General features: G+C 70.8%; 13 protein-coding genes. 6 read left to right on the top strand and 7 right to left on the bottom strand.

The window, feature by feature from the left end:
• Positions 1–60: 60 nt before the first annotated feature.
• Complete coding sequence (locus OG385_RS04675; protein WP_266852085.1) at positions 61–1,254, bottom strand: M20 family metallopeptidase; 1,194 nt, start codon at positions 1,252–1,254, stop codon at positions 61–63.
• Positions 1,251–2,660, bottom strand: coding sequence for an MFS transporter (locus OG385_RS04670; RefSeq protein WP_266852083.1), 1,410 nt, complete (start codon positions 2,658–2,660; stop codon positions 1,251–1,253). The genes OG385_RS04675 and OG385_RS04670 overlap by 4 nt, the downstream gene beginning before the upstream one ends.
• A 171-nt stretch (positions 2,661–2,831) precedes the next feature.
• Between OG385_RS04670 and OG385_RS04665 the strand changes: the two genes are divergently transcribed.
• Positions 2,832–3,848, top strand: a complete 1,017-nt coding sequence (locus OG385_RS04665; RefSeq protein WP_266852081.1) for an Lrp/AsnC family transcriptional regulator — start codon at positions 2,832–2,834, stop codon at positions 3,846–3,848.
• A gap of 46 nt (positions 3,849–3,894) precedes the next feature.
• Here the strand turns inward: OG385_RS04665 and OG385_RS04660 are convergent, their stop codons facing one another.
• Entirely contained in the window at positions 3,895–5,106 is a 1,212-nt protein-coding gene (locus OG385_RS04660) for a serine hydrolase (protein WP_266852080.1), read from the bottom strand.
• Positions 5,107–5,192: 86 nt separating this feature from the next.
• Positions 5,193–5,834 carry a TetR/AcrR family transcriptional regulator gene (locus OG385_RS04655; protein WP_266852078.1) on the bottom strand — a complete coding sequence of 214 codons (642 nt, stop codon included), beginning with the start codon at positions 5,832–5,834 and terminating at the stop codon, positions 5,193–5,195.
• A 142-nt stretch (positions 5,835–5,976) separates the two neighbouring features.
• Here OG385_RS04655 and OG385_RS04650 point away from each other — a divergent pair, with 142 nt between their 5' ends.
• The 3 genes from OG385_RS04650 (at position 5,977) to OG385_RS04640 (ending at position 10,308) form a co-directional block, all read left to right on the top strand.
• Positions 5,977–7,533: a long-chain fatty acid--CoA ligase gene (locus tag OG385_RS04650; RefSeq protein ID WP_266852076.1), complete on the top strand. Its 1,557-nt coding sequence runs from the start codon at positions 5,977–5,979 to the stop codon at positions 7,531–7,533.
• 45 nt (positions 7,534–7,578) lie between these two features.
• Positions 7,579–8,748: an acyl-CoA dehydrogenase family protein gene (locus OG385_RS04645; protein WP_266852075.1), complete on the top strand. Its 1,170-nt coding sequence runs from the start codon at positions 7,579–7,581 to the stop codon at positions 8,746–8,748.
• Positions 8,749–9,030: 282 nt separating this feature from the next.
• The gene (locus OG385_RS04640) at positions 9,031–10,308 is read left to right on the top strand and encodes an MFS transporter (RefSeq protein WP_266860632.1); all 1,278 of its coding nucleotides are present in this window, start codon (positions 9,031–9,033) and stop codon (positions 10,306–10,308) included.
• Between the two features lie 177 nt (positions 10,309–10,485).
• Here the strand turns inward: OG385_RS04640 and OG385_RS04635 are convergent, their stop codons facing one another.
• Entirely contained in the window at positions 10,486–11,070 is a 585-nt protein-coding gene (locus OG385_RS04635; RefSeq protein ID WP_266852073.1) for an RNA polymerase sigma factor, read from the bottom strand.
• Positions 11,071–11,134: 64 nt separating this feature from the next.
• Between OG385_RS04635 and OG385_RS37350 the strand changes: the two genes are divergently transcribed.
• Positions 11,135–13,033, top strand: a complete 1,899-nt coding sequence (locus tag OG385_RS37350) for a protein kinase (RefSeq protein ID WP_323183629.1) — start codon at positions 11,135–11,137, stop codon at positions 13,031–13,033.
• Positions 13,034–13,098: 65 nt separating this feature from the next.
• The gene (locus OG385_RS04625; protein ID WP_266852072.1) at positions 13,099–13,890 is read left to right on the top strand and encodes a DUF4232 domain-containing protein; all 792 of its coding nucleotides are present in this window, start codon (positions 13,099–13,101) and stop codon (positions 13,888–13,890) included.
• An 82-nt stretch (positions 13,891–13,972) separates the two neighbouring features.
• Here OG385_RS04625 and OG385_RS04620 read toward each other — a convergent pair whose 3' ends face one another.
• Positions 13,973–14,548, bottom strand: coding sequence for a DUF4232 domain-containing protein (locus OG385_RS04620; RefSeq protein ID WP_266852071.1), 576 nt, complete (start codon positions 14,546–14,548; stop codon positions 13,973–13,975).
• Positions 14,549–14,708: 160 nt separating this feature from the next.
• On the bottom strand, positions 14,709–16,016 hold the full coding sequence (locus OG385_RS04615) for an MFS transporter (RefSeq protein ID WP_266852069.1): 1,308 nt from the start codon (positions 16,014–16,016) through the stop codon (positions 14,709–14,711).
• Positions 16,017–16,404 lie beyond the last annotated feature (388 nt).

The following is a 16,404-nucleotide window of genomic DNA, read 5'->3' as shown; positions in this document are numbered from 1 at the left end:
GCCCGTACCCGCCCACCGGCGGGGACGGGCCGCATCCGGCCCCGGTGAGCGTCCCGCGTTTCAGCGGCGGCTCCGCTGCCGCTCCCGCACCCCGTCCAGCAGCCGGCTCCGGCGGTCCGGGGACGCCGCCATGGCCGCGCCCGTCAGGGCCAGGGCCGTGGCGCCGTCCAGTACGGCCCGGTCGGCGCCGGGGCTCTTGCCGTACGCGGTGAACTCGGGGGTGTGCTGCCTGGCGCCGTCCGTCTCGTAGCCGATCGTCGGGTGGATCGTGGGGACGCGCTGCGAGACGTTGCCCATGTCGGTCGACGCCATCGACTCGCCGTGCAGTGGTGTCGCCGTGCGGCCCAGTTCGCCGAGGGCTTCCACATACGCGTCCGTCAGGTCGGCGTCCTGCCGCAGATCGGCGAAGTCCCGTCCGTGCGGGCTCACTTCGAGCTCCGCTCCGGTGGCGAGGGCGCCGGCCTCGAAGCAGGCACGTACCCGCTGCCACGCCTCGGCGAGCTGCTCCACCGTACGGGCCCTGACCTCCCAGCGCGCACCGGTGCGGTCCGGTATGACGTTCACGGCCCGGCCGCCGTCGGTGACGATGCCGTGGACGACCACCCCGGGCGGCAACTGCTGGCGGAGCAGCCCGACGGCGGTCTGCGCGACGGTCATCGCGTCGAGGGCGTTGACCCCTTCCCAGGGTGCGAGCGCGGCGTGCGAGGGCTTGCCCCGGTACGTGATGTCCCAGGAGCCGATGGCCAGTGAGGAGGCGCCGACGCTGTCGTCCGGGCCGGCGTGCACCATCATCGCCGCGGCCACGTCGTCGAAGACCCCGGCGTCGAGGAGGAGGACCTTCCCGCCGATGTCCTCCTCGGCCGGTGTGCCGATCAGCTTGACGGTCAGGCCGAGTTGGTCCGCCACGGCGGCGAGGCCGAGGGCGGCGCCGACGGCCGATGCTCCGTTGACGTTGTGCCCGCAGGCGTGGCCGATACCGGGCAGGGCGTCGTACTCGGCGCAGAACCCGATGACGAGGTCCCCGGTCCCACAGGTGGCGACGACGGCCGTGGGGAGGTCCGCGACCCCCCGGGCGACCGTGAAGCCCGCCGTCTCCAGCAGGTCCCCGATCCTGGCGGCGGCGCGGTGCTCCTGGAGCGCGATCTCGGGTTCGTCGTGCAGTCCGTGGCTGAGGTCCACGAGCTGCCCGCTCCAGGAGCCGACCGCCTTGGTCACGGTCCTGCGTATGTCCGCACTGCTGCTGGGCTCCGTCATGCGAGCTCTCCGCTCTGGGTCAGGTGCTGATGGTGCGCCGGGTCCGTCTCGCGCGGGCTGCGGTAGCGCAGTGCGAGGCCCGTGCCGGCGAGGGCGATGACGGCGCACGCGCCCCAGCCCCACAGGTAGCCGGACTCGGCGATGTTCGTGGTGCCGGGCGTGATGTGCGCCGCGAAGAACGCGCCGATCACGGCGGCGCCGATGGCCGCGCCGAGGGACAGGGCCAGTTCGTTGAGCCCGACGGCCAGGGCCGTGTCCTTCTCCGCGACGGCCTCGGCGGAGAGCGTCCGCGTGATCGACTCGAACAGTCCGGTGGCGAGCCCCACGACCAGGGCGCAGATCACGTACTGGGTGAGGGTGCGGTGGAAGACGACCAGCCCCAGGAAGCCCAGGGCGACGAGGCCGCCCGCCGACGCGAGCACGGCACGGTCACCGAGCCGGCGGGTGAGGCGCGGGGTCAGTGCGGATCCGGCGAATCCGACGGTCACCATGGCGAGCGAGATCGTGGCGATGGCCTGCGGCCCCAGACCCATGCCGTAACCGGTCGCGGACCGCGAAGCGCCCAGGAAGAGGGCGTTGGCGCCGAGGAAGCCGATCGTGCCGAAGGCGGCGCAGAAGGTGAAGCAGCTGACCACAGCGAGCCGTGGATTGCTCAGCATCCGCACGCTGACCAGCGGGTTCACCGAGCGCCGCTCGACCGCCACCCAGACGGTGAGGAGGACGACCGCTCCGATGGCGAGAGCGAGCGTACGCGGTGCTCCCCAGCCCCACGTACTGCCCTGCGCGAGGACCAGGACGAGCGCCACCAGACCCGCGGTGAGCAGCACGGCCGCCCCGTAGTGGAAGCGGCCGCCGCGCGGTGCGTCGCTGGGGGGCAGCACGATTCCGGCCACCACGGCGAGGGCGGCGACCGGAACGGCCGTCCACAGCCCGGCCTCGGCGTGGTGCTCGCTGAGCGCGCCCGCCACCAGGCCCCCCACACCGATCGACAGGAGCAGGACCCCCACGAGGAGGGAGATCCCGCTGCGGTTCCGCTCGGGTGCACGGGACCGCAGGATGCCCACGAGCAGGGGAAAGAAGCCGACGACGGCGCCCTGGAGCACGACCCCGACGGCCAGCGTCACGGCGGACGGATGCACGGCGATCAGCAGCGAGCCGCCCGCCACCATCGCGATGGACACCCGCAGGAGCCTGCGGTGGCCGTACAGGTCGCCGAGGCGCGAGAGCAGCGGTGTCATCACCGCGAAGGCCACCTGGGACAGCAGATAGATGTTGTTCTGGCCCACCGTGCTGATGTGCAGACTGAGGCCCACCGCGGGCAGCAGCGGCGTCAGATAGCCCTGGGCGATGCCGCTCAACAGGATCACGAACGCCATGGTCGCGAGCATGGCGGGTCCGGAGCTCATCGCTCCGGGTCCGCGTTCCGTTCCCGATATACGTGGAAGCACAGCTTCACCTCTGGATCACTGGGGCCGGTGGATCAATGGGTGGCCGGAACCGAATGTCGTGGCTACTGTGCGGGCCGAGGCACGAACGACCTCGAATATTCATGGATTCGTCCGTACGGAGGCCTTGTGATGCGAGAAACGGTCACCACCAGCGAACTCGACCTCGCGCTGGTGAACGCCCTCCAGCTGCGGCCCAGAGCCCCCTGGACGGAGCTGGCCCCGCTGCTCGGCGTGACCGCGGGCACGCTGGCCCGTCGCTGGGAGCGGCTGACCGGGGAGGGGCTCGCCTGGGTGTACGCGGCGCCCGGGCGCGAGTTCTCCCGCAACCGCTGCTCGGCCTTCGTCCTGCTGCGCTGCCTTCCCCGGGACCGGTCCCGGCTGATGGCGGAGCTGAGCCCGCTCCCGGAAGCCGTGACGATCGAGCTGACCGGCGCCGGCACCGCCGATCTGCTGCTCGACGTGCTCGCCCCGGATCTGACGGCGCTCACCCGGTTCCTCAGCGAGAAGCTGGACCCGATACCGGGCATCACATCGATGACCTGCCTGCTCACCACGGAGCTCTACGTCGAGGGCAGCCGCTGGCGGCTGCGCTCCCTGGCCCCCGCCCAGCTGACGGCGCTCGGCAGCCCGGCGGCGGTGGGGGAGTCCACCCGTACGCCCGGACTCGACGCCGTCGACCGGGCCCTGCTCGACGAACTGGTCCGCGACGGCCGGCTCGGTCTGGCCGAACTCGCCGAGCGCACGTCCACCAGCCCGGCCACCGTCCGCCGCCGGATGCGCCGCCTCACGGACTCGTCGGTCCTGACCTTCCGCTGTGACATCGCCTCAGCCCTGGCGGGGCATCCGGTCCCGGTCTCGCTGCTCGGGCAGGTGCCCGCGCGCGACATCGGCACCGTTCACCGCACACTGGTGGCTCTGCCCGAATGCCGGCTGGTCGCGGCCGTGACCGGTCCCTCGAACATCTTCACCACGCTCTGGGTGCACGACCTCGGTGACATCCAGCGCCGCGAGACCGCCCTGTGCGCCCGGCTGCCCACCCTCACGGTGACCGACCGCATCGTCGGCCTGCACACGGTCAAACGCATGGGCCATCTGCTCGACGCGGAGGGGCGCCGGGTGGGGGTGCAGCCGATCGCCCCCTGGTAGCCGGGGCCCGCGGGGGCCCCGGCGTACAGGCTGGACGGGCTCCTCCTCAGCTGTGGGTACGGGCGCCGTTGAGGTGGGCGCCCACCAGGAGGAACGCCTCGATCAGGGGGACTTGCGGCACCGCGGGTGACATGACCTGTGAGCCGAAGTGCACGATGACGAGGTCGAGTCCGGGTGAGACGAACAGCCGCTGGCCGTGGATGCCGCTGGCCATGAAGGAGCCGTGCGGGTCGTTCGGAATCCACCACAGGTCGTGGTACGAGAGGGTGGCGGGCGTGGTCGCGGGGGCCGCGGGGAAGCGGACGCGCCGGGTGTAGTCCGGGACCGGGGTGGTGATGGCGGCGGCAACGGACTCCGGCAGCACCTGCCGGCCGCCGGCCGTGCCGCCGCAGCGGATCATCTCGCCGAGCCTGGCCACGTCCCGCGCCGTCGCACTGAAGCCGCCGCAGGCGGCCTCGGCACCTTCGGAGTCCAGGATGTAGTAGGCGTCCTCCTCCGCCCCGATGCGGGACCAGAGGAGTTCGGACAGCAGCGCGGAGGTGGTCGTTCCGGTGACCCGGCGCAGGACTTCGGCGAGCGCCTCCACATTGCCGTTCTCGTAGCGGAACCCGGTGCCCGGGGCGGCGGTCGCCCGTGCGGTGGCGAGGTGTTCGCGGATGGTCGCCGGACCCGTGTAGCCGTACGGGCGCAGTCGCGGGGCGAGGATGGCGGCGTAGCGCTGGGCTTCGAGCGCTTTGTCGTAGGGGCGGCCCGCATAGCTCATCTGCGTGCCCATGTGGAGCAGGTGGCCGACCTCGGCCTCACCGAAGGCGGTGCCCGCCAGTTCGGGGACGTATGTGGTGACCCGGGCCGTCCGGTCGAGCAGTCCCTCGTGTGCGAGTACCGCCGCCAGCAGGCCTATGTACGACTTCGCCGCCGAGGCGTTGAAGTGCGGCACGTGGGCCTCGTAGCCGTGCAGGTAGGTCTCGTGGACGACGGTTCCGCGGTGGAGGACGAGGAAGGCATCCGTCTGGGCCGCGGCGAACACCTCGGGGAGAGGGATCGCGCGGCCGTCCGGCGTGGTGAGCCGGAGGCTGTCGATGCCGGAGTCCCGCTCCGCCGCAGGGAGTTCGCGTGGCCGGTCCCGGCCGCGCCAGACACGGCGGCTGGGCACCGTCTCACGGCCTGCGGCATTGTGCCGGCGCACCCACGCCGGATCCGTGAAACCTCGTGCCCAGACGAGGTCCGCCAACGAGGACATCTCCACCGGCTGCGTCATGCGCTCACTCCTATCGGTCTGAAGTACCGATAGATACCATACGAAGTGTTCAGTAAGTGTGGAGTAGGAGTGAGCGGGAGGCGCGGTCAGGGCGTGCTGTCGACGGCTCCCGGTGCGTCCGACGGTGTCAGCCCCGAGGCCCACACCCGCCCGTACACGGACAGGTCCCGCAGATGCCCCGTGATCTCGGCGGCGCTGTACCCGGTGTCGTTCTCCACCCACCAGGTCAGCATGCCGATGAGCTCGCCCGTCCATGCCCGCGCGATGACGTCGAAGGGGATGCGCGGGGTGACGCCGAGCTCCCCGGCGCGTTCACGGAAGAGGCGCTCGACGCGGTCGCAGATGATCTCCGTGAACTCCCGCAGCGCCCGGCCGTCGCCCTCGCCCCTGAGGATGACCCGGTAGACGGGCTTCTCCTGCTCCGCGTGCTGGAAGATGTAGAGAACCGGCAGGCCGGTGAAGCCCTGGGCCTGGGCCTGTTCGACGGCCGGCAGCAGCCGCTCCCGGTCCGCGGCGAGTTCCCGGACGACGTCGACGAGCAGGTCCTCCTTGTCGCGGTAGTGGGAGTAGAAGGTGGCGCGGGCGACATCCGCGCGCTCGGTGAGTTCCTCCACGGTGATCGCGTGGAATCCGTGGTCCAGGACGAGACCGACGAGAGCCGAGCGCAGTGCGTGGCGGGTGCGGCGGACGCGGCGGTCCTCGGCGGGTTTCGGGGCTGCGGGCTTCATGGCCGGATTATTTCCTCTTCGTGCGAACCGTTGACCTGACACTAACGCTGCATTTACGTTCTCGTACACCAAGATTGTTACTGGACAGAGTGTTCAGGAACGATGTCGTTCAGGGACGATCAGGAACTGGTGAGGGAGCGCGATGAACCTCGGACGGTACGTACGCAGGACGACCAGCCATCAGCCCGGCGCCGAAGCCGTGGTCTGCGGGGTGGCCCGGCTCACGTACGCGGCCCTCGACGAGCAGAGCGACCGGCTCGCCACCGCACTGCACGGCCTGGGCCTCCGCAAGGGCGACTGTGTGGCGACCCTGGCGGGCAACCGCGCGGAGCTCGTCGTCACGGAGATGGCCCTCTACAAGGCGGCGCTGGTGCGCGCCCCGGTCAACGCCCGGCTCGGTGAGCGGGAAGTGGCCCATCTGCTGCGCGAGTCGGGAGCGCGCGTCCTGCTCGCCGACGCCTCCCACCTGGACGCGGCGCGGCACGCGGTGCCCGGCAGCGGGGTGCGGACGGTGATCGGCTACGACGGGCCGAGCGATCTCGGTCCCGGCTATGCCGGCCTCCTCGCCGATGCCACCCCCGACCCGGTCGACACCGACTGCGACGACGGCGACCCCGCCGTCCTGCACTTCACCTCCGGCTCGACGGGCAAGCTCAAGGCCGCGATCCAGACGTACGGCAACCGCGCCGCGGTGATGCGCAAGATGGTGATGGGTCCGGACACCCGCGTCGGCCCCGGCGACCGGCAGATCCTGGCCGGCCCCGTGACCCACGCCTCCGGTATGCCGCTGCTCGGCATCTTCTTCGCGGGCGGGTGCGCGGTGGTGCTGCCGAGCTGGGATGCCGAGGGCTTCCTCGCCACCGTCCAACGGGAACGCGCGACGCATGCGTTCGTCGTCCCGACCATGGTCAACACGGTGCTCGCGCTGCCGGAAGCCCGCTCCTACGACGTCTCCACCCTGCGCCAGCTGATATACGGGGCCGCGCCCATGTCGCCCCAGCGCATCCGTGAGGCCTGGGAGTTGTTCGGCCCGGTGCTGTCCCAGGGATACGGCTGCGGGGAGACCACATCGGGAGTGCTGTTCCTGTCGACGGATGACCACCGGCGTGCCATCGAGGGCGAGGACGAGGAACTGCTGCTGTCCTGCGGCCGGCCGCGGGCCGAGGCCGAGGTCGAGGTCGTGGACGAGCACGGGGTGCCGGTGCCGGACGGCGAGATCGGGGAGATAGCGGTACGGGGCCCTGACGTCGTGCCCGGGTACTTCAACGAACCGGACCTCACCGCCGCCTCCTTCCGCGACGGCTGGTTCCTCACCGGCGACCTCGCGCGCCGCCGCGCGGACGGCTACGTCTTCATCGTCGACCGCAAGAAGGACATGATCATCTCCGGCGGTTTCAACATCTACGCCGTCGAGGTCGAGTCCGTCCTGCACCAGCATCCGCAGGTGTACGCGGCTGCCGTGGTCGGTGTCCCGGACGACCGGTGGGGCGAGGCGGTCAAGGCCGTCGTCGTGCCGCGCGAGGGCAGCACGCTGACCGAGGCCGGGCTCATCGATTTCTGCGCCGAACGCCTGGCCCGCATGAAGAAGCCCCGCTCGGTCGACTTCGTCGACGCGCTGCCCCACAACCCCAACGGCAAGATCGACCGCCGTGCGATCCGCGACCCCTACTGGGCGGGCTCCGGGCGCCGCGTCCACTGAGGTCTGCCGCTTGCCCCCGGACCCCCGTTGAACAGGAGCCACACCATGCCCTTCACCCTCGAACCCTCCTACGACGACAACCCGCGCCTGCGGACACTGGTCGCCGACCTGCGCCGCTACCTCCACGAGGAGCTCATCCCGTACGAGCGCGAGCGGGGCCTGACCCCGGAGACCAAGCTCGACCGGGCCACTCTCGAACACGTCTGGAAACGCAGCCGCGAACTCGGTTTCTACGGCGTCAGCCTGCCCCCCGAACTGGGCGGACAGGGGCTGAGCCTGGCCGAACTCTGCGCTCTGAAGGAGGAACTGACCGCATCCGGAGCCGTGTTGTCCCACTCGGTCCTCGGCGACATGGGCGGACCGCTGCGCGCAGGCTCCATCGTCAAGTACGCGACCGAGTACCAGCTGAAGCACTATCTGCTCCCCGTCATCCGGGGCGAACGTGCCTGCTGCTTCTCCATCACGGAGCAGGACGCGGGCTCGGACGTACGGCGCATGACCACCACCGCCACACCTGACGGCGATTCCTACGTCCTCACCGGCCGGAAGGTGTTCAGCTCGGCCGCGCCTTTCGCCGACTTCGCCGTCGTCGTCGCCCGCATGGCCGGTACGGAGGAGGCGTACAGCGCGTTCCTCGTCGACCTCGACAGCCCCGGCTGCCGGGTACTCGACGGCGAAGTCCCCATGTCCGGGCAGCAGATGGAGGGCGATCTGGACTTCGACGGCTGCCGTGTCCCCGCCGCGAACCTGCTGGGCGAGATCGGCCAGGGACTGCGCATCGGCATCGGCCGCATCACCCTCAACCGCCTCCTGCACTGCCCCTCGCTCATCGGTGCGGCACGGCGCGCCTGGGATCTGTCCGTGGAGTACTCCAAGAGCCGCGTCGCCTTCGGGCAGCCACTCCTCGCCCTCCAGGCCATCCAGCACAAGCTCGCGGACATGGCCACCGACATCTACGCCGCCCGCTCCGCGGTCATGGCCACGGCAGCCCGCGCCGACCAGGGGGCGAACATCGGCGTCGAGGCCAACATGTGCAAGCTGCTCACCGCCGAGTCCTGTTTCCGCGTCGCCGACCAGGCCGTACAGATCCACGGCAAGGCCGGGCTCACCCGCGGCCACGAGGTCGAGCAGATCTTCCGGACGCTGCGCATGTTCCGCGTCGTCACCGGGACCAGCGAGATCCACAAGAACGCGATCGCCAAGTCGCTGATCTGAGCGGCAGCCGTCGGCCGGGCAGCCGCGCGCCGGGCAGGTGCGTGCCGAGCACGGACCGCCCGGCACTCCGGCCCCCCCTGCTCTTCCACGAACCCGCAGGAGTCACTCTTGGCACCCCGGCCCCGACCCTTCCCTGAACCCCGACCCTTCCCTGAACCCCGTCCCCTCCCCGAACCCCGGTCCTCTGCCGACGGAGGCAGCGGCGGCCGCGCAGCGCCCTCTCCCTCACCCTCCTACGACCGCCGCCGCGCCTGGCTGGTCACCGCCCTGATCGTGGCCTTCATGGTCGTCAACTTCGCCGACAAGTCCGCCCTGGGCCTGGCCGCCGTCCCGGTGATGGCCGACCTGCACATCAGTAACAGCACCTACGGGCTGGTCTCCAGCTCCTTCTCCCTGCTGTTCAGCCTCTCCGGTCTGGTCGTCGGGTTCTTCTCCTCGCGGCTGTCCAGCCGGCTGCTGCTGTTCGTCATGGGGCTGCTGTGGGCGGTGGCCCAACTCCCGGTCGTCGTCGTGGCCACGGTGCCCACCCTCGTCGCCGGCCGCCTGCTGCTCGGGGCCGCCGAAGGGCCCGCCGCCTCGATGTCCATGCACGCCCTGTACAAGTGGTTCCCGCCCGAGCGGCGCGGGCTGCCATCGGCGCTGCAGATCGGCGGCGCGGCCCTGGGCACCCTGGTCGCCGCACCGGTGGTCACCTGGCTCATCAGCGCCTTCGGCTGGCGTTCGGCCTTCGCCGCCCTCGGCGTGGCCGGCGCGGTCTGGAGCCTGCTGTGGTGGAAGGGCGGACATGACGGTCCGTACGACGATGCTGGCCGGCCGCCTCACGGCCCGGCCGCCCCGCAGGCCTCCGACCGGCTGCCCTACCGCAAACTGCTGCTCAGCGGCACGGTGCTGGGGAGCATATCCAGCGCTTTCGGCGCCTCCTGGGCGCTGTCCCTGAGCCAGGCGTGGCTGGCCCCCTACCTCCGGACACAGCTCGGCATGTCGGCGGGGACCGCCGCGACCACCATCAGCGCCGTATCGGCCTTCAGCCTCGTCCTCCTGCTGACGGTCTCCCTCTTCGTCGACCGGCTCAAGTCGCGCGGCATGTCGAGCCGTTGGGCGTGCGGTGGGCTGCAGGGCGCCGTGGTGTGCGTCGCGGCGGTGGCCATGGCGGGCTTCCCCCTGACCCATGCGCCGGGCCCCCGCGTCCTGCTCATCGCCGTGGCCTTCGCCGTTGCCTCGGTAGCTGTTCCCCTGCACTACATGACCACGGCCGAGGCCGTTCCCGCCTCCCAGCGAGGCGCGGTGTTCGGCATCGTCGCCGCCACCGGTACCCTTCCCGGCCTCGTCGTTCCCGCCGTCACCGGCCACCTCATCGACGCGGGGCCGACCCAACAGGAGGGCTACCGCACCGCGTTTCTCCTCGCTGCCGGCGTCATGTTCGTCGCCGGAGCGGTGGCCATCGCCGCTATCCGGCCCGAACACGACGCACGGCGCCTGGGCCTGGCCACCGGGAGGAGGCCGGGCTGTTCACCGACTTCGCCGAAGTGTCCGGAGCCCGGCGGAACATGCTGTGGATGATTTCGGGATGGGGCCCGCCCGGGAGCTGATGACCCGACTGGGAGCAGCAAGCGCTTCTCGACCTGGCTGAGGGGGAGTGTTGATCGGGTTCCGCGGGGCGAGCCGCTGACGGGCGGACACATGACAACCGTCATGTCCGGCATACCGGGCATGACGGAAGTGCGGCTGCGACAGCCCTCAGGCTTCGGCGCCGCCCGGTTCCCGGCTGGTGTCCCCGCCCATCAGCCAGGGCCTGACCTGCTGGCGGGCGCGGTGCAGGCGGGACTTCACGGTGCCGACCGGCAGGTTCATCCGGTCGGCGATCTCCGCGTAGTCGAGTTCGCAGATGTCGCGGTAGATCAGCGGCGTCACCAGCTGCGGAGCCTCGCGCTCCAGCCGCTCCAGGGCTTCGAGCAGATCGACGCGCGAGCCCGCGATCACGCTGGTGGTGCGCGGGTCGGGGTGGGTCGCCTCCGCCGTGGTCAGCGGGGTCTCGGCCGAGCGCCGCTTGAGCTCGCGGTACTTCTGCCGCGAACAGTTGGCGACCACCGTGTACAGCCAGGTGCTGAACTTGCTGCGGCCTTCAAAACGGTGGATGTTGCGCGCCACCTGGACGAGCACGTCCTGGGCCGCCTCCTCGGCGTCCTCGCGGTACAGGAGGAACCGGGCACAGCGGCGCAGCACATCGGGACTGATGTCCCGCAGCAGGGCGTCCAGAGCTGCCTGGTCGCCGCTGGACGCACGGACGGCCAGGGCCTCTGTTCCATCGGCGGGCCGGGTCACGGGAGGGTGTCCGCCGTTCGGGCCGGCTGGACTCGCTGGGGGATCACCCATGCATGATAGCCACATGTCCGTACCAGAAGAGATTGGCCGGTACCGCGTACTGCGGCGCCTCGGCACGGGGGCCTTCGCCGTGGTGTGGCTGGCCCACGACGAACGGCTGCACGCCGAGGTCGCGGTGAAGGTGATGGCCGACAACTGGTCGTACCGCCTGGACATCCGCGAACGCTTCGTGGCGGAGGCGCGATTGCTGCGCAGAGCCAACTCGGGTGGCGTGGTCCAGGTCTTCGACATCGGCGATCTCCCGGACGGACGGCCCTACTTCGTCATGGAGTACGCCGACCACGGCACCCTGGACGACCTGTTGACCGCGGGCGAGCTCGACGTGGACGAGGCGCTGCGGCTGACCGCCGAGGCGGCGCGCGGCGCGGCCGCACTGCACGACGCGGACATCGTGCACCGGGACATCAAGCCGTCGAACATCCTGCTCAAGGGCCGTCCGGGCGGCCACGAGCGGGTCCTCATCGCCGACCTGGGCCTGGCGAAGAACCTGGCCCAGGCGTCCGGCCTCACCGTGATCGCGGGCAGCAGCGGCTATATGGCGCCCGAGCAGGCGGAGCCGTACGACGGCATCGACGCGCGCGCCGACGTCTACAGTCTCGGCGCCGTCCTCCACCACCTGCTGACCGGCACGGTTCCCGGCCCGCCCGGCAAGGTGCTCCCGGCCGACGAGCTGCGGCCCGGCCTGCCCGCGCAGGTCGTGGCGGCGGTGCAGCGGGCCATGGAGCCGGACCGGGAGCAGCGCTGGGAGAGCGCGCGGGCGTTCACGGCGGAGCTGGAGCGGCTGCGGGAGCTCCCCACGTCCGGGGCGACGGCACCGGCCCCGGTCGGCCCGCCGGTACCTTCGGCCCCTGCTGGTTCGCCGGCACCGTCCGCCCCGGCCGGTTCGCCCGTACCGTCCGCCTCCGGTGCGTCTTCGGCCCCTGTGGGTTCGCCCGTTCCGCCGGCCACGGGTGCACCTTCCGTCCCCAGTGGTTCGCCCGTACCGTCCGCTTCCAGTGCGTCTTCGGCCCCTGCTGGTTCGCCCGTACCACCGGCCTTCGGTGCACCTTCGGCCCCCAGCGCTTCGCCCGTACCTCCTGGTCCGGTGTTCGGCTCGCCCGTACCGGCGAATCCGGGCGACTTCGCCGCGCCGTCGCCCTCCCCGGAGCCCGTGGCGTTCTCCGAGTCCTTCGGCGCCCCCGAATTCGTCGCCTCCCCGGGGGCCTCCGCGTCCTTCACCTCGCCCGAGCGGCCCGGGCAGCCCGCGGGCTCCGTGTCCCCGGTGCCTGCGGCACCCGGCGGGGGCGGCCCTGATGCCCCGCGGCCCACCCGTACGCGGCGTCCCCGGACGTTGCGGACCGTACTGACCGTACTGACGGCCGTGGTCGTCGTCGCCGGGGCGGGAACGGCGCTGACCCTGTGGGAGCGCAGGCCGCCCAGCACGGAGCAGGTCAGCGACGCCACCGGGAAGCTCAGTCTGGAAGTCCCGCACGCCTGGGCCGTGCAGCTGGCCGACTCCGGCTGGTCACCCGGCGTCCTCGGCCTCGGCCGTACGCACCGGGCCGGCCTGACAGTGGCGGACTCCGTCTCGGGCTGGTCCGATCTGCGGACGGACGACGACGGCGTGTTCGCCGGTACGGTCGCTCCCGGGACGAGCAGTTCGGCGGCCCTGACCGCGAAGGTGAAGAAGAGCACCCACCCGGGCTGCCGGGACGCCGGCACGAAGACGTACTCGGACAGCAGGTGGCACGGCACCGTTCGCACCTGGGATTCCTGCGGAACCGGGGGCAGGAGTCTCAAGGAGATCGCGCTCGTCCCGGTCGCCGAGGGCAACCCTCCGGTGTACGTACAGATCAGGTGTGCCGAGAGCTTCGGCTCCGGCGCCACCGACCGCATTCTGCGGAGTGTGCGGGCCGCGGCGTGAACTTTTCGGTCCTTCCGGTCATCGGAGGTAGTCATAGGGACGCCACAGAAGGGACGGTCGGCACCATGCCGAATCGAGGACAGCGGGGCAGCGAGGGCCATCTGACCGGGGCGGGCGGGAGGGCCACGTTCGCCGGCCGCCGAGGCATGGTCGCCGGGGCCGCCGCAGCGGCCGTCGCGAGCGCACTGCTGCTCGGCGGGTGCGGCAACAGCGACTCAGGACCGCAGAAGGTCGCCAGCGTCGGCGGCCCGGTGACCAGTGGCGCGTCGGTCCCCGCGGCCGGCACCGGCAAGGAACCGACCCCGCAGGAGTCGGGGTCCGGAAGCGGCCAGGGGTCGCCCACCCCTCCGTCCGCGGCGGAGAGCTCCGGGAGCAGCACCGCAGCGCCGCAGCGGAGCGGCGGCACCGGCGGAGGTGGGAAGACACCCCCACCTGCGGCCCCGACCCGCTGCCACACCTCCGAACTCCGTCTGACGATCGGCGACGACCACCCCGGCGCGGGGCAGGAGGACTTCGCGCTGGTCCTCACCAACATGTCCGGCCACACCTGCACCGTCAGCGGTTTCCCGGGCCTGGCCTTCGTGGACAACGGGGGCAGCCAGGTCTCGGTGGATCCCGTGCGCACCGGTTCCTCCGGCGGGCCGGTGAAGGTGGCACCCGGGGCGAGCGCCTGGGCGCCGCTGACGTTCACCAACCCGGATGTGTCGGGGGCGGGCAAGGTGACACCGCCGACCGTACGAGTCACCCCGCCGGACGAGAAGGTCGCGCTGATCGTGCCGTGGAACGGCGGCGCGGTGCCGGCGGACGGAAACTCGGGGCCGCAGGTCGGGTCGTTCTCGGCGGGCTCGGGCGGCTGAGTACAGGACGCGGAAACCAGAAAGGGGCGGGCCGCATCTGCGGCCCGCCCCTTCCGATGTGCCACGTGTTCCGGTGCCTCGGTCAGCCGGTGACGCTGATGTGCGAGGCGAGCGCGGTGACGTCGAGTTCACCGTTGTCGACCCACTGCGGGAACTTCAGGGTCTTGTGCGTGGTGGACGCGGGCGGCGTGACCACCAGGTAGGAGGCGTGCCGGGCATCGGACGTACCGGTGTTGGCGTGCGTCCAGGCGATGACCGACTCGGCGCTCTGACCGTTCTTGAGGGTCAGGGTCTGCTTGGCCGGGCTCTTGGCGTACCACGTGCTGCCCCAGTGCACCGAAGACCCCAGTGTGTGGTGGCTCGCGTCCTGGAGCCCGAGTCCCGGGTATCCGCGCAGGTCGCAGGTGTGGCCGCTGGTGTTCTTGAGCTTGAGGACGACGCCCTCGTGGTTCATCCCCCCGGACAGTCCCTGCCCGAAGGAGGCAGTGAGCCCCGATGTGGTGCAGGTGGGCACGGACGCCGCCTGGGCGGCCCCGGCTCCGGCGAGCCCGAGTCCGGCGACAGCGACGACGGCGAGCCCCGCGCCGCCTATACGGCGGGCGATGCGGGTGCCGGCGCCTGCGCGCCCGGCGGTGCTGTTCCGATACTGCTCAGCCATGTCGATCGATCTCCACTCTCAATGGTGCGCTTCTCGATGCTGCGGTGCGCGTTCTCTTCGCGTCCCCCATGCAATGAGATGGGGAAGACAGCCAGAAAGTTCACGGTAAATCCGCCCAGATACGCCGGATACGACGGGTGACGGAAGCGGAACGGCCCCCTCAGGCGAAGGCGCGCTCCGCCTCGATCTCCTCCAGTGACTTGCCGGCCGTGTCGGGCATGAAGAAGAAGCCGACCGACCCGCTGATCACCAGGAACACGGCCAGCAGCGCGGCCACCGGCCGGATGCCGGTGCTGGCGAGCGCCGGTACGAACAGGCTCCAGATACCGACGAAGGTCCGTGAGAGGCCGAAAGTGAAGCCCTGGGCCGTGCCGCGCAGCATGGTCGGGAACAGCTCCTGGCTGAAGATCTTGTAGAGCGGTTCCCCGGCGAATGTGCCGCCCACCGCGAAGAGCACGATGTTCAGGATGATGACCGGGATGGTGAACGGCAGGACCAGATAGCTGACATAGGCGATGACCTGCATGGCGCCGCCCGCACCCCACATCCATTTGCGGGTGAGGTGGCTCCGGTCGACGTAGCTCATGAACAGCAGGGCCGCACCGATGCTCACCACGAACCCGGCACAGGCGAGACCCACCCCCGCCGACTGGCTGCCCGCGTGCAGGGTCCTGATCATGTACGGGGTGAAGATGCCGTTGGTCGCTGCGGCCAGTCCCCAGAAGAGGTAGATCGTCCCGGTCCAGATCAGCGCGTTCCTGTTGGGCCCCTGGAAGAGGGCCCTCGCGGTGGGCCGCGCCGACAGCCCCGATGCGAACGCCCTTTTCCAGCGCGCCGATTCCGCCAGACCGCGCCGCAGTGCCCACGTGACCAGCGCCACGACGAACAGCTGGAGAAACACCAGCCGAATACCGAGCAGGCCGAACGGGGCGAGGGCGAGCGCGAGCAGCAGCACAATGACCGGGCCCAGACTCCAGGCGATCTGGGTGAATCCGAGAAGCTTTCCACGCGCCGCTGCCGGAGCGAACTCACCCACCAGGGCGAGCGAAGTGGGGACGTCCGCGCCGACCGCCAGTCCGACGACAAAAGTACCCAGAAAGAGCATCAGCGGGTTGACCGCGAGAGCGATGCAGAGAATTCCCGCCGCATAGACCAGCAGGTCGTACTTGTAGATACGTTTGCGGCCCAGCGTGTCACCCAGCCGGCCCCCGATGAACGCGCCGATCGCGCAGCCGACCGCATTGGGTCCCAGCGCCGCGAGCAGCCCCACGGCATTCGAACTCAGGTGCAGATAGGACTGGAACATCACGAGCCCCGCGCCCAGCGCGACGATGGATCCGGCGTCCATGTAGGAGGCCATACCGGCCAGCACCGACCATTTCCACTGCTCGGCTGTGACTTTCCCGTCCTCGCTGTCCGCCGTTTCCGCAGCTGCCGTACCGAAATCGCCTGTCTCCTGGGGGATCATGCCTTTCTCCGGATCTGTTCGTGGTTCGCGGTCCTGGTCGGCGGCCGGCGGTCGGCGGCCCGTGGTCCGCGCCGGCTGCGGCGCGACCGTCTGTGCGCTGTACTGCGCTGTACTGCACTGATGGAGCGGCCGGCATGGGCAGCCGGGATTTCGCAGCTGCATTGTCCCGGCAATGCGGGGTACGGAGTGGTCCGGCACTCCGTACTGCGGACGGTTGTGCGTGAGGGCGCGCCGACACGCGGTCTCCTGTGTTTCCCCGAAGAAACTGGACAGGGGAGACCGAAGCGATGATGAACGCGGCAATGCCGCTCTGCAGACGGGATGACATGAGCAAGGGACGCCCCCGACGAGAAACACGGCCGTCCGGCGGATCGAACTCCGCCAACGA

This window comes from Streptomyces sp. NBC_01306 (assembly GCF_026340465.1).
Classification (GTDB): Bacteria; Actinomycetota; Actinomycetes; order Streptomycetales; family Streptomycetaceae; genus Streptomyces.
This window is presented reverse-complemented; position numbering and strand designations above follow the sequence as displayed.